We start from the raw sequence: 22,505 nt of genomic DNA, 5'->3' as shown, positions 1-22,505 counted from the left end.
ATTGGCCGTACACGCTTCATCGTGCACGGGGTGGGCAATGGGGAAAGATTGTAGCAGCAAGGGGAAGGGCGTGGTGCCGGCGAACCGCGAAGACCACGAAAGTTCACCACTGAGGACACGAAGGATCAACCACGAAGGACACGAAGTTCACGAAGAAGAAAATCCAATTGGTTTCTTCGTGCTCTTCGTGTCCTTCGTGGTGAAATCTTTGTGTCCTTCGTACCCTTCGTGTCCTCTGTGGTTACGCGCGCCTGCCGACCGCCACCTCGGGCGCTTGCGCTGCAGGCTCCCGGCCAGGCGCTCGGCGCAAGCCCCTGAAGCCTTCCTCGAAGATGGTGTACAGCGTTGGCACGAACACCAGCGTGATGAGCGTGGACGTGATGAGCCCGCCAATCACCACGCGCGCGAGGGGGGCCTGTAGCTCGGCGCCCTCACCATAGCCGAGCGACATGGGCACGAGACCGAGGACGGTCGTGAGGGTGGTGATCAAGATGGGCCGGAGTCGTGTGCGGCCAGCGAGCTCCACGGCTTCACGCAGCGGCACCTTGTCTCTGCGCCGGAGCGTGATGGTGTAGTCCACGAGCAGAATGGCGTTGTTCACCACGATGCCCGCCAGCATGATGGCCCCAATGAACGCTTGCAAGCTGAACGCTGTGTTGGTGAGCCACAGGATGCCGACAACGCCAATCGCCGCGAGCGGGACGGAGAACATGATGATGAACGGATCGCGGAGCGACTCGTACTGCGATGCCATCACCGCATAGACCAGGAGAATCGCGAGCACGAGCAACAACTGGAGCTGCCGGAACGTCTTCTGCTGCTCCTCGAGCTCCGCACCAAATCCCACCGTGAAGTCGTGCGGAATATCGAGCCGAGGCAGGATCTCCCGGACGCGGGAAACGGCTTCGCTGAGCGGCACCTCGATCTCCGCGTTCACGGTGGTGATCCGCTGCTGATTCTTCCGGTCGATCTCGGTAGGACCAGCGTCGGGCTGCAGGTTCAGGAGGTTCTTTGCTTGGACGATGCTCCCGGACGGGGTCGTGACGAGCACGTCGCCCACGTCGGTCACGCGCCGCCGGTCCTCTTCGCGAAGACGCACGATAATCGGGTACTCCTCGCCGCGCTCGCGATAGAAGGCCGCCTGTCTACCAGCGATGTTGGTCTGCAGCGTGTCGGCAACCTGCCCCACCCCCATGCCGAGTGTGGCTGCCTTGTCACGGTCGACCCGAATCGCCATCTCGGGACGCCCCTCCTCGCGGTCGATACGGACGTCGGTAATGCCTGGAAGGGTCTGCATGGCGTCCCGGGCCGCCAAGGATAGGCGCCTGGCGTCCTCGAGATCGTACCCGCGAATCTCGAGCGAGAGACGGGATTCGGCCTGGTCGCCCAGGATACGGTTCAGCGCAAAATTGCCGCCCGAAGCGCGGGCACGCACCTCCACGCCGGGGAGGCCCGACAGCTCTCGCCGCAGCGCCTGTGCGATCTCCTCGCTGGAGCGCGATCGCTCCTCCTTGCGGGTCAGCTGGATTTCGATCTCACCCTCGTGCGTCGAGCCGCCCCGCCATCCGCCACCGCCGCCTTCCGTGAAAAGGCTTATCGCCTCCGGGACCGCCTCTCGAACCATCTGTTCCATCTGGATCAGGACCTGTTCGGTCCGCTCGATGCGCGTGCCCACGGGCAGCTCGATGTCGACATCGACCTCACCCTCATCGGTCTGCGGCATCAGCTCGAAGGAGAGCAGCGGCAGGATGAAGAGGGCAAGGACGAACAGGCCTGTTCCGGTGGCGAGCACCGTCGGCCGGTGAGCGAGCGCACGATGCAGGAAGCCTCGGTAGCCGTCATCGACGCGCTGGAGCCACCGCTCGCTCGTCTCGAACATGCGGCCGGACCACCCGCGACGCGCCTCGCCCTTGACGGGCGCCTTCAGCAGCAGCGCGCAGAGCACCGGCACGAGCGTCACCGCCACGAACAGCGACATCATGAGCGAGAAGATCACCACGACCGAGAGCTGCCTGAAGAGGATGCTCGAGAAGCCGGCGAGGAAGAAGAGCGGCACGAAGACGGCGATGTGGGTCAGCGTGGAGGCCACGATTGCCGACCACATTTCCTCGCTGCCATCGATGGCCGCCTGCACGCGATCCTTGCCCAGTTCCATGTGCCGCTGGGCGTTCTCGAGCACCACGATCGAGGCGTCGACGATCATGCCCACCCCGAGCGCGAGCCCCCCGAAGGTCATCGTGTTCAGCGTGTAGCCACCGAAATAGAGCAACGCAAACGTGCCGATGATCGAGATCGGGATCGACACGCAGATGATCAGCGTCGAGCGAAAGCTTCGCAGGAAGATGAAGATGATCAGGACGACCAGCACGGAGCCGAGCAGCACCGCCTCGCGCACCGCGGCAATCGACTGCTGGATGAAGATCGACATATCGCGCGTGATCCGCAAATTGACGCTTGGCATCTCGCGGTTGATGCGCTCGACCTCCGCGCTGATCCTCTCGGCCACGGCGACCGTGTTCTCGCCAGACTGCTTCGTGATGGTCAGGCGGATGCCAGGTTTTCCATCGAGCGTCACGTAGGAGCGCCGATCCTCGGTCCCGTCGCGCACCTCGGCCACATCGCGCAGGTAGACCGGGACGCCGAAACCAGACGACGCCGTCTGCGGCGTCGCTGACGAGACGCCACCGCGCGTCATCACGGCAATATTGCGAATGTCGTCCAGATCCGTGAACTGGCCTGGGCTGCGAAGGAGATACGTGAGGTCGCCTTCGTCGATTTCGCCGATCGGGACGTTCTGATTCTCGCTCTGGAGGAGCTGGACCACCTGATCGACCGGGAGTCCGAGCGCCGTCGTCTTTTCGCGCGAGAGCTCGACGAGAATCTGTCGGGCGAGGCCGCCCCGCACCTCAACCGCCGCGACACCCGAGATGCGCTCGAAGCGCGGCATGAGATCGTTCTCCGTGAGCTCGCGCAGCGTCACCGGATCGAAGTCGCCAGCGACCGCAATGAAGACAATTGGGAACTGCGACGAGTCGAACTTGTAGAGCGTGGGCGCGTCGGCATCCTCTGGAAGCTGGCCCCGCACGCGATCGAGCCGGGCACGCACATCGTCGGCGGCGACGTCGATGTCGGTGCCCCACGTGAAGTTGAGGCGCACCTGGCTGCTGCCCTCGTTCGAGCTCGAATTGATCTGATCGAGGCCAGCCACGGCCGCGACGGATCGCTCGATCGGCCGAGTGATCGATTCCTCGATTTCGCGCGGCCCGACGCCCTCGTAGTTGACCCGGATCGTCAGGCTCGGCATCTCGAGATCCGGCATCAGATCAACGGGCAAGCGAAGAAGGGCCACCGAGCCGAGCAGCAGGACGACGCTACAGAGCATGAAGACGGTGACAGGACGGTGGATGGCGAGGCGTGGGATGCTCATGGGAGCTCCTAGTGCTGGTTCCTTGTCAAGGCTCGAGGCGGCCCTCAGTCTTCACTGCGTGGCTTCCGTGCTGTCGGCCTGTTTTCAGCTCGAGACGTTCCGTTGCCGCTTCGCTGGTCGGCCACCTGCACCGCGTCACCGTGCCGGAGGCCCGCCGCGCCGGTTGTGACGACCTGCTGGCCTTCGCTCAGGCCGCTCACCACCTCGACTCGCTGGGGTTCCTCGATGCCCGTGCGAATCTCGGTGAAGCGCGCCGTCCGCTCGTTCACCAGGAACACGCCGCGTCGGCCCTCCTGGTCGACCACCGCGTTTCTGGGCACCACGAGAGCATCTTGACTATGCGCGGTCTGCAGACTGACCCGGGCGTACATCCCAGGCTTCAGCCGCGAGTCCGAATTCGGGACCTCGACCTCCATCTGCGCGGTGCGCGTTGCCGGATCCAGCACGGGCGCGAGGCGTGCCACGCGACCCTTGAAGGCTTCTCCGGGATACGCGTCCACCTGGACCACCGCGGGCACGCCAGGTTGCACCCGCCGGAGGTCCCGTTCCACGAGATTCACGACGAGACGTACGAGGCTGATGTCCACGACGGAGACAATGGGGCCCGCGGGGGAAACCTGGACACCCGGATCGAGGTAACGCTTCCCGACGAATCCATGGACCGGCGAGACCACACGGGTGTTGGCGAGGGTAATCCGCAGCTCTTCGAGCCGAGAGCCCGCCTGAGAGTACTGCGCTCGCGCGAGGTCGAGCTGCGCCCGCGCCGACTGTGCCGCAGCTTCGGCATCCTCGAGCGCCTGTTGGGCGAGAATCTTGCGCTCGAACAAACTGCGCGACCGCCGCGCGTTCGATTCCGCGACGCCCAGGTCCGCCTCGCGTTGCCGAATCGTGGCCTGGGCCACCTCGTAGGCCGACTCCTGCTGTCGCACCTGCTCTTGCAGCTCGCGGTCCTCGACGAGCGCCAAGCGCTGACCGCGCCGCACAGAATCGCCGATACGGACGTCCACAGCCTCTAGGCGGCCGCTTACCTTCGGCCCGACGTCGACGGTCTGCGCGCCAACCAGGTTGCCGACGACGGTCAAGTTGGCGCTGATCTCGCCACGCGTGACGGCTCCCAGCTCGACGGTCGGGGTGGGACGCTCGCCGCCCATCCTCCCGCCGCGCCCCCCCGTCGGTTGGCGCTCCGATGCAGGAGCGCCAGAGCGGCTATAGAAGAAGACGCCTGCTGCCACCGCGACGAAGAGCGCGAAGGCGATGAGAAACTTCCGCATGACGGTTCTATGTCTTATACCGGCCTTCTTGGCCCTCATTGAGGCGAAGGGCCATTGCCCGCCGCGCCGCCGCCTCCGGCACCCCCGGTACCGCCTCCGGCCGCCCCACTACCACCGCCGAGCCCCGCCGTTCCTGCGGCGCCTCCACCGCCGCCAGCGGCGAAGCCACCGGCGCCCGAGGGGCCAAACGACAGACTGCCGCCGGGCGCGAGCTGAACGCGCTCGAGCTCCACCAGCGCCCTGCGATAGTCGAGCACCCCGCGCAACTCGACATTGGCCGCATCGGCGAGATCGCGCTGCGCCTGCACGACGAAAAACGCCGTCGAGAGCCCCACATCGAACCGGGTTTGCTCGGCATCGAGCCGCTGTTGAGCCAGCTCCCGCGCGGCCTCTGCCGCGTCCACCTGCTCGAGTGCGCTTTCCACCTGCAGCGCCGCATTCGTAACCTCGGTCGCGACCTGTAGCTCGAGCGCCTTCAGTTCCATCTCAGCTTGTTGTCGCTGGAGACGGGCGCGCTGGTGGCTCGCGGCCGCAGGATTCGGCCCGATCGGATAGCTCAGTTGGAGCTCGATGTTCCAGGTGGGGAAGTCGCGGCCGGTCATCCGTCGAAGCGCGTCCCCAAAGTCGCCAGGGATCGTTTCGGACACGTCGCCGCCGAGGCCACCGTCGCGAAGGATTTGCGTCCCGCCAATACCTTGGAGCCCATACGATGCCACCAAGTCCACCGCCGGCAACGACTGGTTCTTATAGAGACGCGTGGTGAGATCCGTGGCCTCCAGACCGCGGCGTGCCTCTGCAAGATCCGTACGGCTTCCGAGCGCATTCTTCAGCGCGACGGTGACATCCACGTCCTGCTTGCTGACGCTCGGTTGGTCGACAGGATTGAGTCGGGCGTGCCAACGCGGATCACTCGTTCCCGTGACGATCAAGCGCTTGAGCGACAGCTCGGCGATCCGGTGTGTGGCCCTCGCCTGCGCCAGCGTCTGGCGACGAGCCGCCGCTTCCGCTTCTGCCTGGACCACGTCGAGCGGCGCCATGGCGCCGACCTCGACGCGTGCCTGGTTGTCCTCGACCAGTTTCTGCGCGAGCGCGAGCGATTGCTTCGCCACCTCTACGGCCTGAATGCCGTAGACCAGATCCCAGTACGCGTTGCGAACGTCGGCGGCGGTGTTCGTCAACGTGGCTCGCAACTGCACATTTGCGACGTCCCGGTTGATCTGCGTGAGCTCAATCTCGGTCCGCGTGGTATCGGTCCGGAAGTTGCGAAGCAAGGGCTGCGTCAGCACGGCCTCGAGCGACGAGTTGTACTGCGGATTGAATGTATTGAACTCGCTCGAGGACTCTTGTCGGCGGTTCAGCCACGAGAGTTGGAAGCCACCACCGCCCCAGGGTAGTGCCTGGTCCGCACCAAACGTGTAGGTCTGCGTGTCATCCGTGACACGTTCGCCGCCCGTGAGCTGATTCCGCGGCAGTTGCACCGTGTTGTTCTGGGTGATCGTCGTCTGGAGGACCGGCCGGTAGTTGCTGCGCAGGCCGGCCAGGCTGAGCTCTTCGAGCCGCGGGTTCAGCCGTTCGGCGGCGATCGTCGGGTTGTTCTCGAGCGCAAGGCTGACCGCTTCGTCCAGCCGAAGGTCGACGACCGGTGTGTCAGGCGTTGCCGGTTGGCCCAGTTCTGGTTGGCTCGGGGCCAACTGCCGTGCGCGCACTTCCGCCAACAGCTCCTCGACACGGGCGTCCGATGCTGGCAGGGCGCGTTCGCCGAGCGCGCCGGGCTGAGTCGTTTGCGCTGTGGCGTTGCCGGCGGTCTCGAGCCCGACAACCCCGGTGAGCGCAGCGGCGCACACGAGGTATCGGAACCTCACAGCTGCCTCCGAGCGCTGGGGGGATCCTGGGAGCTCTCTTGTTCCTTCTCGCGGCGTTCCCAGAACGCCTTGAGCTTTCGGCGTTGGTCGGGGCTGAGGACCTTGTACATCCGATAGAGCATCAGCGCGCGGGTGCGACCCAGCTCGCTCCTCGATTCCTCGACGTGATCGATCGCCTCGCGTACCTTGGCCTCTTTCGTTCCCTCGACGAGTAAGGTCGAGAGATGGGTCTCGCGTTGATCGAGGTCCTCCTTCAGGCGGTGCAGATCCGGCAAGAGGCTCTGAAAAATCCCTTCGAGCTTGTCAGATTGCTTGTCGGTGAGACCGATTTCTGCCTGACAGAGGTCCCATCGCCACCACTTGCGTGCCTGCTTTTCCTCGAGCGCTCCCGCAGCGGGATGCTCAGGCAGGGCACAGCCCGCCTTCAGCTCCACCGCCAGACGTGGGGCGCCAACAACGAACGCAACGATGAGCAGAAATGAGATGATCCAACGGCGCGGCATGCGCGAGCCTTTCTAACCTGTGACTACGACGACGGCGGGCACACTATTTACGACAAACCTTGATAACAGTGCGGCTTAGCGGTTTACATCCTTAACGTGAGGGGGCCGATCGGCTCGCCCTGTGAGCGTCGCCAGCCGCTCGACCGTCTCGCCAATGATGCTGTTGGGCGTCGATGCGCCGGCGGTCAAACCGACACGAACGCGCCCGGTTGACGGCAGCCACCCTCGCTCCACCGTCTCGCGCGCGGCCTGCGGCGGTCGGCCCAACGGAGGCACCGGCCGGTGGCGGATCTCGTCGTCCGAGACCAGGCACCGCGGCTCGGCAACGTGGAAGGTGGGAACGCGCTCCGCGCAGAGGCGCGCGAGGTTGCAGGTGTTGCTGCTGTTATAACCGCCCAAGACGAGCATGAGATCGAGCGGATGCTCGCTCAACAGCTCGACGATGGCGTCCTGTCGTTCCTGCGTGGCGCTGCAGATGGTGTCGAAGTGACGGTAGTGGTCGGGGAGCGCCGGCTCGCCGTATCGGTCCCGCATGGCGTCGCGGAACATCTCGGCGATCGCCAACGACTCGGACATCAACATCGTCGTTTGGTTGGCCAATCCGACGCGCACGAGATCGCGATCCGGATCGAAGCCGGGTGACGCTGCGGCACTGAACCGTGACAGGAAGCCGGATCGATCCCCTCCGTGCCGGATGTACTGGCACGCCGCGCCTGCCTGAGCCTCGTTGAGCACTACGAGATAACGGCCGCTGGGGTACTTCAGTGCCTGCGACGCGGTTGCGCGCGTCTCTTCGTGCTTTACCTTGCCGTGAATGATGGCCGTGAAGCCTTCACGCGCGTAGCGTGTGACGTTCTTCCAGACGTTGAGCACGGAGCCGCACGTGGTGTCGACGAGCGTGCAGCCGCGGCTCTGCAGGTATTCGAGATCGGTGACGGTCACACCAAACGCCGGCAGAATGACGACATCGTCCCGGCCGAGCCTCTCGGCCGATTCGCCAGGGTCGGTCAGGAAGCGAATACCCGCCGCTCGAAGCCGCCCGTTGACCTGGGGATTGTGAATGATCTCACCCGTGAGGTACACGCGGCGGTCCTCGAACTTCTTGCGCGCTTGGTACGCGTAGTCGACGGCTCGATCGACGCCGTAGCAGAAACCAAACTCACGCGCGAGGTGGACGACCAACCGGCCCGACTGGTGGTGGAAGCCGTTCTGCTTGATCCGATCGACCAGGGCACTGTGGTAGTCGTCGGCGAGGGCATCGGCGACGGCGTGCTTGAGATCGAGTCCCTTGCGGAAAATCAGCGACGGCACAACCTATCTATTATAGAGGTAAGAGGTTTAAGGTTCGAGGGTCAAGGTTGGGGTGTACGACGCTCCCAGGCTGGCGTCCGGAAGCCCGGGAGCTTCAAAACACCCCCACAAACCTCGAACCTCGAACCTCTTACCTCGAACCTTGATATTGCGCCGACGCGAACGTGGCGGAGACCCGTGGCGTGAGGTTGTCGAGTGCCCTGAGCTCCGGGCTACCCAGGGAGGTGAGGGCAGCGTCGACTTCGAACAGGAGCGCCTCTCCATCGTCGACGCTTGGCGCGAGCGGCCGCGACGCCGGTACGGCTGGGGCCGGCGCCTGGACGCCCGTTGCGGTCGCGCGGCTCACCGATGGGCCCGCAGCCCGGTCCAACGAGACGAATTGGCCGGTCATGAGGCCAAGGAACAGACCGGCGGCCGCCGCGGCCGCGATCCACCGACGCGACGAGAGGGCGGGACGGAAGCGGACGGCAGCACGGCCCGGGAACAGCAGCAGGCGACCGCGCTCCTGATCGCCATCGAGGCGACGCATGACAGCGGTGACTTGGCGCTCCAAGCGGCTGGTGGAGAAGAGCTCGTCCAGCGAGCCGCGAGCCGCGTCTGCGAGATCGGCAAGTGCAGCCTGCTGCTGATCCGCGCGTCGGCGGCAGATGTCGCAGACGGCCAGATGCGCTCGCGATCGTGCGTCAGGACGCTCCGAATCCTGTGCGTCTGGAGTGGGCAGTGTGTCCTGACCTGCGGCGGTGATACGCAACAACTCGTGGTCGGCAAGATGCCGTTCCCCAAGATGCCGTACCCTGGGCCAGGCGGTCCACAATTTGTCGAGCACTCACAAGCTCCCGACGCTACAGCCTTCACCAGCTGCGGCGCCTGTGGTAACCAGCGCGTTTTACGCGGTCGAGGATCCCTCGCTACTTGCTGCCGTAGGGAGCGCGTGGCCTTCCGCCTTCGCGCGTCGCGCTTCGGCGTTCTCCGTCTCATGGCGACCGTTTGCAAATGCTGGATCATCGGCCAGCAACCGACGGAGGCGCCGGAGCGCGCGGAAGAGATGCACCCGAATCGTCGCTTCGCTCAGTCCGGTGACCTCGCTCACCTCGCGCGTGCTATGGCCTTCGATCTGGCTCAACATGATCACCGTACGCTGGCGATCCGGCAGCCGTCGCACAGCGTCGAGCAAGCGGGCGCCACGCTCGCGGCGAAGCAGCGCCGTTTCGGGTGACGCCTCGCGTGTGGCGCTGCGAGCCATCACGTCGGCGCCCGCGCTATCGGTCATCGGCACCATCCACCGCTCACGCCGTGTGCGCGCCTTCAAACGGTCGAGGCAGCCGTTGACCAGAATGCGCGTGAACCACACGTCGAACGAGCGGGCGGCGTCGAAATCGCCGAGGTGCGTGAAGGTCTTGATGAACGCGTCTTGGACCGCCTCATCGGCCTCGGCGACGTCACGCAAATACCAGTAGGCGATCCGAAGCGCGCGCCGCTGGTGGCGGCGGACGACCTCGGCATACTCCTCGCGCGCCGCCGCCTTGTTGCCCTCTGCGAGCAGCGACTTCACCACGACCGCTAGGTCGGACTCGGACCCCGGCGCTGGAGCAAGTGGAACCGGGGGCTGTCCGCGCACTACCATTGGCATACGTTACTCGCTGTCGGGCTGTTTACGGTCCCGGCACGCCGGGCCCCTGAGGGCCCGTGGTGGGCAAAATTCGAGTCTAGCAGGGTCGCACGCTTCCGTCCACGGTATGCATGTCCAACCACGACTATCTGGCCTGACACTGTTCATCGACGCGGACGACACGCTGTGGGAGAACAACGTCTATTTCGACCGGGCGATTACACAGGTCGCGCAGTCGGTGGCGCGGCAGGGCCATTCGCCGGCGCGGTTTCGCGAGACGCTGCTCGCCTTCGAGCGCGCGCGTGTGCGCACCCATGGATACGGCCTCGCCAACTTCCGCCATTGCCTGGAGCTGGCCTGCGAAGCGCAGGTTCCGACGCCTGACTTGGCCGACACGCTCCGGGTCGTCGAGGCGCAAGTGATGCTCCTCGCGCGGCGCGGCATCGAGTTTCTGCCCGGTGTGACGGAAACGCTCCGCCAGCTTGCGGGGCGGCATCGGCTGATCCTGCTGACGAAAGGGAATCACGACGATCAGCTCGCCAAGGTGGCCCGCTCCGGCGTGCACCTGCTCTTCCACCGCGTGGACGTGCTGCGCGAGAAGGACACGGCAGCGTACGTCGACGCCGCTCGCCGGCACGGCATCCGGGCAGGCACTGGCTGGATGGTGGGCAACAGCCCGCGATCCGACATCATCCCGGCGCTCGCCGCGGGCCTCAGCGCCGTCTTCATTCCGCATCCGGACACCTGGGCGCTCGAGCTCGCCGAGCTTCCTGACCACACGTCCGAGCGCCTGCTCGTCCTGGAGCGATTCGAGGAATTGACGGAACATTTCTAGCGGGCCGCGGCCTTCGGTCGCGCCCCACGCCCTTCGCCTCCGCTCAGGGCGCCCCGAGCGAGCGACAGCGAGTCGAGGGGCGACGCTCACTTGTGAGCCCCGAAACTTGACCCAAATGCGTCAAGTTTCGGGTTCTCAAGGGTTCTAGGTAGGGCCGCCTCGCCGAGCCGGCCGTCATCTCGCCGAGGTATCTTTACGGCGCGTTCGGCGAACGAGCCCTACCCAGTCCTGACACCTTCATTTGCCAGAGCATGAACGCGTAGTCGAAGGCAATCTCGCGGAGGCGGTCGTAGCGCCCCGACGCGCCGCCGTGGCCGGCGCTCATGTTCGTCTTGAAGATCAGCGGGTTCTCGTCGGTCTTGAGCGCGCGCATCCGCGCCACGTACTTCGCAGGCTCCCAATACATCACTTGACTGTCGTCGAGCGACGTCTTGACCAACATCGCCGGATACGCCTTGCGCGCGAGGTTCGTGTATGGGCAGTACGACCTGATGTACTCGTACTCCGCCTTCTTTGCTGGGTTACCCCACTCTTCGAACTCCGCTACGGTGAGGGGGAGCGACGGGTCCGACATCGTATTGATGACGTCGACGAACGGGACATGGGCCACAACGGCCTTGAAGAGATCTGGTCGCATGTTGGTGACCGCGCCCATGAGCAAGCCGCCCGCGCTGCCGCCCTCGATCACCAGGCGATCCTTGGCGCCATACTTCTTTGCGAGGAGGTGCTCGGCAGACGCGATGAAGTCGGTGAAGGTGTTCTTCTTGTTCATCATGCGTCCCGCATCGTGCCACGGCTTGCCGAGGTCGCCGCCGCCGCGAATGTGCGCGAGCGCGTAGACGACCCCACGATCGACGAGACTGAAACGATTGGATGAGAACCGGACATTGCTGGGGAAGCCGTACGAGCCGTAGGCCGTCAAGAAGAGAGGCGCGCTCCCGTCGCGCTTCAGTGTCTTCAGATAGACGAGCGACACGGGGACCTTGGCGCCGTCCGCGGCGGTTGCGTAGATCCGCTCGGTGGCATACTTCGTGCGCTCGTAGCCGCCGAGCACCTCGTCTTCCTTCAGAAGCCTGGTCTCTCGCGTCTCCATGTCGTACTCGAAGACGGAGCTCGGCGTGACGAACGACTGATAGTGGTAGCGAAGCTCTGTGGCGTTGAACTCCGGGCCGGGCGCCGGGACCGCCGTGTAGACCGGTTCCGGGAATGGGACGCCCTGCCACGCCGTGCTGCCGAATCGCTGAACGCGGATGACCGGCAGCCCGTGCTCCCGCTCCGCGAGGACCAGATGATCGCGGAAGAGAATCACGCTCTCCAGCATGACGTCCGCGCGATGCGGGATGAGCTCGATCCAATTGGTGCGGTCTGGCCTGTCACGCGGCGCCGTCATGAGACCGAAGTTCCGGCCGGCCTGATTGGTTCGGATGTAGAACAGGTCGCCACGGTGGTCGACGTCGTACTCGTGGTCGTCCTCACGTGCTGCGATGAGCTGCCATGCCGCCGTGGGCTCGTCCGTGCGAAGGTAGCGCACCTCCGACGCCGTATGGCTCTCTACCTCGAGGAAGAGGTAGTCCTTGCTGCGCGAGCGCGACACGTGCACACGGAACCGCTCGTCCTCTTCCTCGTACAACAGCGAGTCGCCTTGTTGGCCAATCGTGCGGCGATACAACCTGTATGGTCGCTTGGCGGCGTCCGGTATGGTGTAGAACAGCGTCTGGTTATCGGCGGCCCAGGCTATCGTGACGATTTTTTCCACCGGGCTTTCTATCACCTGGCCGGTTCGCAGATCTTTGACGTGCAGCCGGTAGTCGCGGAAGCCAGTGTTGTCCGTTGCATAGGCGACGAGATTCCCATCATCGCTCACCGCGACTGCGCCGAGGGCCATGAACTTCTCGCCCACGGCGAGCTCGTTGACATCCAGATAGATCTCTTCGCCTCCGTCGACGCTGCCTTGCTTGCGACAGAGAATTGGGTATTGCTTGCCTTGCTCGGTCCGCGTGTAGTACCAGTAGTCGCCCTCTCGGTAGGGGACCGACAAGTCGGTCTCCTTGATCCGCGCGACCATCTCCGCATAGAGCGTTTCCCGTACTCCCTCGAGTGGTTTCATCACCGTGTCCGTGTATGCGTTCTCGGCTTCGAGGTATTTGAGCACCTCCGGGTCGGACTTCTCCCGCAGCCAGAAGTAGTCGTCCACGAACCGATCACCGTGCAAGTCACGAACCTTGGGAATCCTCTTTGCCACAGGGGGTGTGTCCTCGCTCCTCGCGGCTCCGCGTTCGTCCGCAGCGCCAGCGGCGAAGCCAATAGTCAGGATGAATAGCCTAGCGGTCCAATACGCGTGTCTCATGGTCCTGTCCTCTGCACGTCAGGGGAGGGGCGACGCACGCTTCGATCGCGCGACGCCGCGAAGCGGATCCGCTGAGGAACATTATCACGGCGATTCATGGCCAGCGGGACGCGTCAGGACGTCAGCCGATCGAGTCTGACGATTCGGGATCCGTGAAAGTAGTAGGTGAGCACGTCGTTCGGTGTGTGGCCGGCCTTGATGCGGCCCATCATGCCGGTCTGGCAAAGCCCCGCACCGTGGCCGAAGCCCTGGCCATCGAACACGAACGTGTCGCCGTCGCGGCGAACCGTGTAGCGTGGGCTGCGAAGGCTCGTGGGCCCTTCTGCCTGCATGACGACGCTGCGCAGCTCTTCACCCCGCACGAGCCCGTTCCGACGGCCGGTCAGCGCCACCATACGGACCCGGCCTGCCGGATCCCGCTCGACGACCTGAAAGCCATCGATGCGGCCGTCGACGCGAGTGCGGGGTGAGCCGTCGAGGTCGCGCGTGAGCCGGGCCGATGACAGGCGAAAGGTCCAGCGAGCCGGCCGTTCTCGCAAGCAGAAGGGGTCGCGCACGCCTCGCAGGTATGGCACGGCCGGTCCCGGCCAGATCTGGTCGGCGTCGCTCGTGTGGCCACCGCAGTGCGCGTGGAACAGCGCGCGGATGGGCCGCCCGTCGTGCGCGATGACGAGGCCACGCGTCGTCTCCACCGCGGCGGCAATCACGTCATCCGAACGCGTGGGGTGTGCCCGATCCGGAAGCAACTGGCAATGTGTGGTCGAGCAGAGGTCGAAGCCCTCCTCGGCGTGCCGTCCGATGTTGGCGAGCGCATACGTGCGCGCGACGATGGCTTGGACCTCGTAGATACGCTGGGCCCACGCCGCGTCGCGGGTCGAGACGACGATCTCCGCACCGACCGTCAGCCGTACGTACTCCTCGAGATCGAACGTCACGACGTGCGCGGCGCCGTTGTGACGAGTTTGGACGCGGAGTGTTGCCGTGCGGCCCCGCGGCACAGCCGGCTCCCCCGGTTGCAGCACGGGCGGCTTGTGGCCACTCCGACACCCCGCTAGCAGGGAGGGAGACACGGCGCCCAAGACGAAGAGCGCCGGCAACAAGAGCCGCCGGCAAGACACGCGGCATGATACCGCGACGAGCTGGACGGCTCGGCGGGGCGTTCCTACGTCACCATGGCAGGTGCGCTCGGCCGAGCCCCGGATGGTAGGGCGCGTTCGCCGAACGCGCCGCGCTCGAACCATGCTTCCAGAGTTGACGGATCGGGCCATGGCCGGTAGCATAAGGTCATTGCATGATACCCATGCCGTATCGTCATGTGAGACGAGGCCCGGAGCCTTCATGAGCACCGACGTTCAGCACGGCCAAACGCTCGAACAGCAGGGCATCCGCCACGCACGCGCTCACTGGAACCTCCCGCCGGCCGCCCTCTTCGAGCATGCCCTCTGCCGCGGCGAAGGTCTCGTCGCCGACACCGGTCAGTTGGTCTGCGTCACGGCGCCCCACACGGGCCGCTCTCCCCGTGACAAGTTCATCGTGCGAGAGGCCTCTTCGGAAGGCGACATCTGGTGGGGTGAGGTCAACCGGCCGATCGAGCCGAATCAGTTTGCCGCGGTCCAGCGTGATCTGATGAGCGCGCTCGAAGGCAGGGAGCTCTTCGTTCAGGACTGCTACGGTGGGGCAGACCCGCAGTATCGACTGCGAGTGCGAGTCATCACCGAGCGCGCCTGGCACAGCCTGTTCGCGCGGCACCTCCTCTTGCCCGTAGGCGACCCGGAGGAGCTTGCAGCATTCGTCCCAGAGTTCACCATCGTTGCTGCACCGAGCTTCCAGGCGGATCCGGCATCGCACGGGACCAACTCCGGTGTGTTCATCCTGGTGAGCTTCGAGCAGCGGCTGGTGCTGATAGGCGGCACCAACTATGCCGGTGAGATCAAGAAATCCGTCTTCACCGTCATGAACTACTTGCTGCCGCAGCGGGGCGTGCTCCCGATGCACTGTTCGGCCAATATCGGCGAGCGAGGCGACGTCGCGCTCTTCTTCGGGCTCTCAGGTACCGGTAAGACGACCCTGTCGAGCGATCCGGAACGCGGTCTCATCGGAGACGATGAGCACGCCTGGAGTGACGACGGGATCTTCAACATCGAGGGCGGTTGCTACGCGAAGATGATCCATCTGTCGGAGGAAGCAGAGCCCCAGATCTACCGCGCGACACGCCGCTTCGGCACGGTGCTCGAGAACGTCGCCATTGATCCCGTCACGCGGGTAATCGACCTGGACGACGACTCCACGACCGAGAACACTCGCGGCGCGTATCCCCTCAGCTATGTCGGCAACGCCGTCCCCAGCGGCACCGGCAGCCACCCCAGCAATATTGTCATGCTTGCGGCCGACGCGTTTGGCGTTCTGCCGCCCATTGCTCGGCTCACGCCTGAGGCAGCCCTCTATCAGTTCTTGTCCGGCTACACCGCCAAGGTTGCGGGCACCGAGCGTGGCGTGACCGAGCCGACCGCCACCTTCAGTACCTGCTTCGGGGCGCCGTTTCTGCCGTTGAGTCCCGGCACCTACGCACGTGGTCTCGGGGAGCGGATCGCCAGACACGGCGTGCGGGTGTGGCTGGTCAACACAGGATGGAGCGGCGGACCGTATGGTGTCGGCAGGCGCATGCCCATCGCCTACACTCGCGCCATGCTGCACGCCGCGCTCCAGGGTGCGCTGGAAGACGTGCCCTACGAGACGAATACAATCTTCAACCTTGCTGTGCCGACAGCCGTCCCAGGCGTGCCGTCCGACATCCTGTCACCCCGCGAGACGTGGGCCGACAAGGCCGCATACGATAGCCACGCCATCAAGCTCGCTCGTATGTTCATCGAGAACTTCTCGGCGTTTGCTTCGTCCGTATCGCCTGCAGTCGTTGCCGCCGGACCCCGTCTCTAGCGACAAGAGGGAGGTTCGAGGTCCAAGGGTTGGAGCTTCGAGCCTCCCGGTGTAACTTTGAGCGTGTCTGCTTGTTCGGTGAACTGCTCTGACGAGCATTCGATCCGAGCTCGCACTTGAACCTCTAACCTCTCACCTTGACCCTCGACCCTCAACCCTCGAATCTCGGACCTCGAACCTTCCTCGAGGCCGTCATTGGGCTCGAGATTCACGCCCAGCTCAGGACGGCCACCAAGATCTTCTGTGGCTGTAGCACGGCATTTGGTGCGCCGCCGAACAGCCACGTCTGTCCGGTATGCCTCGGCCTACCAGGCGCCCTTCCCGTGCTGAACGAGGCCGCCGTCGAGGCTGCCATGAAGGCGGCTCTCGCGTTGGGTTGTCGCGTGTCTCCGGTCTCGATCTTCGCACGCAAGAACTACTTCTACCCGGATCTTCCCAAGGGCTACCAGATCTCGCAGTATGAGGAGCCGTTGGCGGTTGAGGGTGGGTTGACCATCGATGGCGATCAGGCATCGGAGACGGTCCGCATCCGGCGCGTCCACCTGGAGGAGGATGCCGGCAAGTCGCTGCACGAAGGCTTCGCAGACTCCGCCCGGTACACCTACCTCGACTACAACCGCGCAGGCGTTCCCCTCATCGAGATCGTTACGGAGCCAGATCTCTCAACCGCCTCCGCAGCGGCCGAGCTCTTCACGAGGCTTCGGGCCATCCTGGTGGCGATTGGCGTGAACGATGGCAACATGGAGGCCGGAAGCCTGCGATGCGACGCCAACGTATCGGTGCGGCCTGTTGGCAGCCGTGAGCTGGGCGTGAAGGTCGAGGTGAAGAACCTCAACTCGTTCAAGTTCCTCCAGAGAGCGCTAGAGTACGAGGTGCAGCGTCAGACCGACGCGTTCGCCACGGGCGGGCGCATCGTGCAGGAGACGCGCTTGTTCGATCCGGCGAGTGGACGCACACAGCCGATGCGGTCGAAAGAGGAAGCCCACGATTATCGGTACTTCCCAGAGCCGGACTTGCCGCCGCTCGTGATTGCAGACGCGTGGGTGGAGCGCGTACGCGCGCGCCTGCCGGAGCTGCCCGACCAGCGTGCCCGGCGATTCGTGTCGAGCTACGGCCTCCCGGAGTACGACGCGCGTGTGCTGACACAGTCGATGGCGGTGGCCGACTACTTCGAGCGCGTGGCTGTCAGCGCCCCGGCCAAGGCGGCAAGCAACTGGGTGATGGGAGAGGTGCTGCGCCGCCTCAATGCCGATGAGCGCGACATCGCGCAGCTCCCGGTGGCGCCAGACGCCCTTGCAGAGCTCATTCAGCTCGTCGAGCGGGGCCGAATCAGCAGCTCGGTCGCCAAGGAGGTCTTCGAGAAGATGTATCTCTCCGGCGATCGCGCGAGTGTCATCGTGGAGCGCGACGCGTTGGTGCAAATCGATGACGAGGAAGCGATTGCCGCGGTCGTGCGGCAGGTCACCGCCGAGCACCCGGCAGCCGTGGCACAGTATCGCGGCGGCAAGCCGCAGGCGCTCGGCTTTCTGGTCGGCCAAGTGATGCGCCGGACGGGCGGCAAGGCCAACCCTCGGCGCGTGAACGACCTGTTGAAACGTGCGCTCGAAGCACCCGGCTCACCTTGACCCTCCTCTCTGTCCTACGACCTGCCTGCTTCTACCTGGTCATCACGCTCGTCGTTACATGGCCCGCGGCGGTCTCGCTCACCTCGCATCTCATCGCGCCGATCGGGCCGGGCGATCCGTATCTCAATCTGTGGGTGCTCGGCTGGGATTTGAGCGTCCTCTTCAGCGACCCAATCGCCTTTCTCGACGGCCGTGTCTTCGACGCTCCCATCTTCCACCCCGCGACGCAGACGCTCGCTTACAGCGACCACCTGCTTCCGCAGGCGCTCTTGGTTGCGCCGATCTACGCCGTGAGCGGCCAGAACCTGGTGCTCTGTTACAACCTCCTGCTGCTCGGATCGCTGTGGGGCAGCGCGCTCGCGATGTACGTCTTTGCGCGAAGCATCACCGGTTCGACGGTGGGGGCGCTCATGGCTGGGCTCGTCTGGGGCTTCTGGCCGTATCACTTTTCGCATCTCATTCACTTGGCGCTGCAGGGCACCTATGTGCTGCCGCTTGCGTTCCTGTTTCTCCATCGCCTCATGGCGGGCCGCCGGTGGCGTGACGTCGTCGGGCTTGGCGTGACGGCGGGGATCAACGCGGCTTCTTCTGTCTACTACGGTGTGATCGGCGCCTTGGGCCTCGCGGTCGCGGCGCTTGCGCTGCTCGTCAGCATCGGCGCCCGTCGCCGCGGCGCCCTCGTAGGGCGCCTTCTCATCGCGGGTGCTGTCGGCGTAGTCGTGATTGCTCCCATTCTGCGGCCTTACTGGCAGGTCCAACAACGTGAGGGCTTCGGTCGTGTCCTGATCGAGGCGGCTCGTCATGCTGCAACGCCGTCTAGCTACGCAAGTGTGCCGCCGACGAACCTGCTCTACGGCGTCACCGGGGCGCTGGCCGAGGCGCGGTCGGTCGAGGATGGCCTGTTCGTCGGTGTCGTGGCGCTGGTGTTGGCCCTGTTCGGCGTGTGGCATGGGTGGCGGCGAGATGCCAAGCCACTGGTCTGGGCGATGCTCGCCCTGATCATCGTCGGCGGCCTCTTGTCATTGGGACCGGACGGAGCGCGGTCTGTCTATGCTGCTCTCCATCGGTGGGTATTTGGATTCCACGCCGTGCGGGCGCCGGCCCGCTTCGCCATCCTCGTCGCGTTTGGCGTTGCCGTTTTGGCTGCCGTCGGGTTGGGGAAAAGGTACCCGGTTCCTTTTTCCGGTTCCTTTCTCCCCATCCTCCTCATCCTGCTCGCGTGCGTCGAGTATCTCAATCGACCGCTGACACTCGTGTCGGCACCGCCGCTGACGACTCAGACTGGCGCGTGGCTGGCGCGCGCCAAAGGGCCTGGCGCCGTCGTCTATCTCCCGCTCGCGCGGGATCTCGGAAACACGCCGTTCATGCTTCAGACGCTGGAGCACCGACGGCCAATCGTCAACGGCTACAGCGGTCAGCGGCCCATGTTCTACTCGGCGCTGTCGGACGCCCTGGCGGGTTTTCCGTCGTCCGATGCGCTCTGGACCCTCGATGAGCTGGACGTACGCTTTGTCGTGACCAACCGCGCCGTGGACACAACGGCGTGGCCGCTCGTCGAGCGAGCACGCGTGAGAGATCCGACGCTCGGGCCCGAGACGCGCATCTATGAGCTCGCAGAGAGCAGTGAGTTGGAGGCGCGCTTGGGCCCGGCAGCGGTTCCACCGCCGCCGCCCGCTGGCCCTATACCTTTCGAAGTCGGCGAGCGTGCGACGTACCGTGTGCTGTGGGTCAGCGCCGGCACATCGCTCCCGGCTGGCCGTGCGACATTCGAAGTACAGCCCGGCGGCACACCTGCCCAGACACCCGGTGTGCAGCCGCTCGCCGGCGGGGCGCACTACCGGTTCGTTGTGACGGCAGCGACGGCGCCTTGGGTCGCTCGCTTCTTCGAGGCGCGCGACCAGTTCGCGACCTGGACGGACGGCGCCTTGTTCCCGCTGCTGCACGAGCGACATCTGCGCGAGGGACGCCGCACCGTCGATCTCCTGATCCACTACGAGCGAGAGAAACAGACGGCAACGATGCTGCGGCCGAGGGCAGGGGGAGTGGAGCGCGAGATGTCGTTCCGCGTGGCGAAAGACGTCCGCGATCCGTTGGCGGTCTTCTTTTACGTGCGCACGTTGGAGCTGGCGTCAGGTCAGCGCGTGCGCGTCCCGATCACCGACATGGGCCGGACGATGGTGCTCGAGGTGTTGGGCAGGAGAGTGGAGTCGGTCAACGTGCAGGGCAAGCAGGTCGAGGCACTTCGGATCGAGGCGGGACTGCAGCGGCGTGTGGAAACGCGCCAGCCGCCGGAGATTCGCGTCTGGCTATCTGGAGACGCGCGGCGGCTGCCAATCCTCGCGGAGGTTCGCGCTGGCTTTGGGGCGCTGCGATTGGAGCTGGACAATTACGCACGGACCGAGAGTAACAGATGAGGTGGAGCGTCGATGAACGGGGACGAACGGATCGATGGAAGCGCGTCGATCCATGTCCCTGTGCGACGCTCCCACGGTTGACAGGCCGAACACAGGGTGTTTACAGTTAGGAACGGTCACAAGGACAGCCGTTGCTGCATGGAGTCACGCGTGTCAGACTGCCCGAGCGACCTTAGAGCCCCCAACTTGGAACATCGTACCCCGAACTCGAAACGTCGAGCGTCGAGTTCGTGCCTCCCTCCAATCTGCATCGAGTTCTATCGTGAAGAGCTCTTGAAGCACCATCGTTGCCTTCGCCAGCAGTGTTATTCGGAGGATGCGATGTGTTGCCTCGAGGCAGCGCTGACGCGTCTCGATGGCTGCTTGGAAGACTTATGCAGGAGCGGTGAGGCGGATCATGTCGTGAGCTGCATCCTACATCAATTCGATCACGTGACCCGCCTTTCCACCTTTGCCTCTCACGCGAACCTGCACTGACGACTAACTCGAGTCCACGTGCGCGGAGCGATCTCGCCGCTATCGTAGACGCGGCGATTGCGGCTGCGAGTGCCCACCCCCTCGTGGAGAGCGCGATCGCGACCGCGAGACTTCCAGGCTTCGACCTCGCGCGCTCGACAACGTTGATTGCCGCCGGCAAGGCTGCAGCGGCGATGACTTCGTCATACCTCGACCGGGCGGGCGCGGCTTGTACGGGCGGTGTGGTGGTCAGCGCGCACGGACGCACGCCGTTGCCGGATCGGGTCGCCTGGGTCAACGCGGGACATCCGGTGCCGACGCCTGGCAGCGTTCGCGGTGGTCACCGTGCGTTGCAGCTCGCGGCCCTGACCCCGGTCGACGCACAACTGCTCGTGTTGCTCTCGGGTGGCGCGTCGGCGCTGCTGGCGGTGCCGCATCTGTCGATCACGCTCGACGACAAGCAGGCGGCGACGACCGCGTTACTGCGCGCCGGTGCTGCCATCCATGATTTGAATTGTGTGCGCAAGCATCTGTCGGCGATCAAGGGAGGACGTCTGGCGGCGGCGAGCGCGGCGCCGACCTTCACGTTGGCGATCTCCGATGTCGTCGGGCCAGTCGAGGATGATCCGAGCGTCATCGGGTCCGGCCCCACGGTGCCCGACCCGAGCACGTTCCGCCAGGCGCTCGCGGCCGTGGCGGAGCTCGGTGTGGGAGACGCGCTGCCGCCGATCGTGCGCCTGCTGCTCGAGCGAGGCGCGCGCGGTGAGGTGGAAGAGACGCCCAAGCCGGGCGATCGGCGGCTGGCAAACGGTGGCTATCTCGTCATTGGGAGCCGCCGCTCGGCAATGGACGGAGCGCAGCGTGAGGCTGAGCGCTGTGGCTACCAGGTGCACGTGACGGAGGCGGCGGTGACAGGCGAAGCTAGAGAGGTCGCACCTGATCTCCTGGCGCGGGCGCTGGCGTATCGTGCGGAGCGAGACGGGCCATGCTGCATCATCTCGTCCGGAGAGACCACGGTTCAGGTGCGCGGCTCGGGCAAGGGCGGTCGAAACCAAGAGCTGGCGCTCGCGCTCGCGGAGGCGGTCGCCACGGCGCCGCGTCCGGTGTGGCTGGCGAGCGTGGGCACGGATGGCATCGACGGACCCACGGATGCCGCGGGCGCCATTGTCGATCCCACCACGGCCGTGCGCGCCGCGCGCCTGGGTTTCGTGCCGTCGCATGCGCTCGAGGCGAACGACGCGTATCATTTCTTCGAACGGCTCGACGATCTCGTGCGAACGGGACCGACGGATACCAACGTCGGCGACTTGCAGGTGGCTCTGGTTCTATGACTGGACACTGCCATGGCAAAACTCAAATGGGCCCTCTGGATCACGGGCGGGCTGGTCCTCGCCCTCCTGGCTGGGTATCTCTACGGTTGGTGGGGAGCATCCACGTTCGAGCAACAGCGCGATCGCGCGCTGCTGCGCCTACATCTCTCTCAGGCGACCGCGCTGGTCCTCGATGCGCGGGTCAGCGTCTACACGAAGAATTTCGGGGACGCGAGCCAGCAGCTCGACCAGGCCAAGCACTATATTGCTGGCGCGCGTCCGCTGCTGCAGCGCCGCGGCTCGCGTGATCAGATTCCCAACCTCGATCAGGCAGCAAAGCTGATCGAGCAGGCGCAGGCGCTCACGCGAGAGTTCAATCAGGACGCGAACAGTCAGGCCGAGCAGGCCGTCGAGCGGCTTCGCAAGGTGTATCAGGCCACGCCGTCGCCCGAGGGGGCGTCGTGATGGTAGGGACGCCTCGCCGAGGCGTCCCTACGGCGCGCTCACGCCTTCGCGCTCCGCGCTACGGCGGACGAGTCGGCGAGCGCGCCCTACCGCTCCGTACGTAGCGGACGAGGGCTGAAGGCCTTCGCGACGTGGC

Annotated in this window: 15 protein-coding genes; 6 read left to right on the top strand and 9 right to left on the bottom strand. The window is 65.2% G+C overall.

All coding sequences use genetic code 11. From position 1 onward, the window contains the following. Nucleotides 1-241 precede the first annotated feature (241 nt). The 7 genes from GEV06_12395 to GEV06_12365 all read right to left on the bottom strand — a co-directional run bounded on the left by GEV06_12395 (nucleotide 242) and on the right by GEV06_12365 (nucleotide 10,004). Complete coding sequence (locus tag GEV06_12395; protein MPZ18697.1) at nucleotides 242-3,427, bottom strand: MMPL family transporter; 3,186 nt, start codon at nucleotides 3,425-3,427, stop codon at nucleotides 242-244. A gap of 44 nt (nucleotides 3,428-3,471) precedes the next feature. Beyond that, the gene (locus tag GEV06_12390; protein MPZ18696.1) at nucleotides 3,472-4,737 is read right to left on the bottom strand and encodes an efflux RND transporter periplasmic adaptor subunit; all 1,266 of its coding nucleotides are present in this window, start codon (nucleotides 4,735-4,737) and stop codon (nucleotides 3,472-3,474) included. After that, a complete protein-coding gene (locus GEV06_12385) occupies nucleotides 4,734-6,560 on the bottom strand; it encodes a hypothetical protein (protein MPZ18695.1) in 1,827 nt (608 codons plus the stop codon). The genes GEV06_12390 and GEV06_12385 overlap by 4 nt, the downstream gene beginning before the upstream one ends. Then, the gene (locus GEV06_12380; GenBank protein ID MPZ18694.1) at nucleotides 6,557-7,063 is read right to left on the bottom strand and encodes a periplasmic heavy metal sensor; all 507 of its coding nucleotides are present in this window, start codon (nucleotides 7,061-7,063) and stop codon (nucleotides 6,557-6,559) included. The genes GEV06_12385 and GEV06_12380 overlap by 4 nt, the downstream gene beginning before the upstream one ends. Nucleotides 7,064-7,138: 75 nt before the next feature. Next, the gene (locus tag GEV06_12375) at nucleotides 7,139-8,374 is read right to left on the bottom strand and encodes a 4-hydroxy-3-methylbut-2-enyl diphosphate reductase (GenBank protein ID MPZ18693.1); all 1,236 of its coding nucleotides are present in this window, start codon (nucleotides 8,372-8,374) and stop codon (nucleotides 7,139-7,141) included. A 130-nt stretch (nucleotides 8,375-8,504) separates the two neighbouring features. Further along, nucleotides 8,505-9,200, bottom strand: coding sequence for a hypothetical protein (locus GEV06_12370; protein MPZ18692.1), 696 nt, complete (start codon nucleotides 9,198-9,200; stop codon nucleotides 8,505-8,507). A gap of 60 nt (nucleotides 9,201-9,260) precedes the next feature. Continuing rightward, complete coding sequence (locus GEV06_12365) at nucleotides 9,261-10,004, bottom strand: sigma-70 family RNA polymerase sigma factor (protein MPZ18691.1); 744 nt, start codon at nucleotides 10,002-10,004, stop codon at nucleotides 9,261-9,263. Nucleotides 10,005-10,110: 106 nt separating this feature from the next. Here GEV06_12365 and GEV06_12360 point away from each other — a divergent pair, with 106 nt between their 5' ends. Then, on the top strand, nucleotides 10,111-10,818 hold the full coding sequence (locus GEV06_12360) for an HAD hydrolase-like protein (GenBank protein ID MPZ18690.1): 708 nt from the start codon (nucleotides 10,111-10,113) through the stop codon (nucleotides 10,816-10,818). Nucleotides 10,819-11,011: 193 nt separating this feature from the next. Here GEV06_12360 and GEV06_12355 read toward each other — a convergent pair whose 3' ends face one another. Both GEV06_12355 and GEV06_12350 read right to left on the bottom strand, forming a co-directional pair. Continuing rightward, entirely contained in the window at nucleotides 11,012-13,165 is a 2,154-nt protein-coding gene (locus GEV06_12355) for a prolyl oligopeptidase family serine peptidase (protein MPZ18689.1), read from the bottom strand. 113 nt (nucleotides 13,166-13,278) lie between these two features. After that, nucleotides 13,279-14,505, bottom strand: coding sequence for a SpoIID/LytB domain-containing protein (locus tag GEV06_12350; protein ID MPZ18688.1), 1,227 nt, complete (start codon nucleotides 14,503-14,505; stop codon nucleotides 13,279-13,281). Between GEV06_12350 and GEV06_12345 the strand changes: the two genes are divergently transcribed. The 5 genes from GEV06_12345 (at nucleotide 14,504) to GEV06_12325 (ending at nucleotide 22,369) form a co-directional block, all read left to right on the top strand. After that, nucleotides 14,504-16,099, top strand: coding sequence for a phosphoenolpyruvate carboxykinase (locus GEV06_12345; GenBank protein MPZ18687.1), 1,596 nt, complete (start codon nucleotides 14,504-14,506; stop codon nucleotides 16,097-16,099). The genes GEV06_12350 and GEV06_12345 overlap by 2 nt on opposite strands. A gap of 137 nt (nucleotides 16,100-16,236) precedes the next feature. Then, entirely contained in the window at nucleotides 16,237-17,724 is a 1,488-nt protein-coding gene (gene gatB / locus GEV06_12340; GenBank protein ID MPZ18686.1) for an Asp-tRNA(Asn)/Glu-tRNA(Gln) amidotransferase subunit GatB, read from the top strand. Continuing rightward, nucleotides 17,721-20,138: a DUF3108 domain-containing protein gene (locus GEV06_12335; GenBank protein MPZ18685.1), complete on the top strand. Its 2,418-nt coding sequence runs from the start codon at nucleotides 17,721-17,723 to the stop codon at nucleotides 20,136-20,138. The genes gatB and GEV06_12335 overlap by 4 nt, the downstream gene beginning before the upstream one ends. 560 nt (nucleotides 20,139-20,698) lie before the next feature. Continuing rightward, entirely contained in the window at nucleotides 20,699-21,925 is a 1,227-nt protein-coding gene (locus GEV06_12330; GenBank protein ID MPZ18684.1) for a DUF4147 domain-containing protein, read from the top strand. A gap of 12 nt (nucleotides 21,926-21,937) precedes the next feature. Beyond that, nucleotides 21,938-22,369, top strand: coding sequence for a hypothetical protein (locus GEV06_12325; protein MPZ18683.1), 432 nt, complete (start codon nucleotides 21,938-21,940; stop codon nucleotides 22,367-22,369). The last annotated feature ends 136 nt before the right edge of the window (nucleotides 22,370-22,505 follow it).

Source organism: Luteitalea sp. (genome assembly GCA_009377605.1).
In the GTDB taxonomy this organism is placed as follows: Bacteria; Acidobacteriota; Vicinamibacteria; order Vicinamibacterales; family Vicinamibacteraceae; genus WHTT01.
Note: the sequence above shows the minus strand (reverse complement) of the source record. Positions and strands in the feature narration are given on the sequence as shown.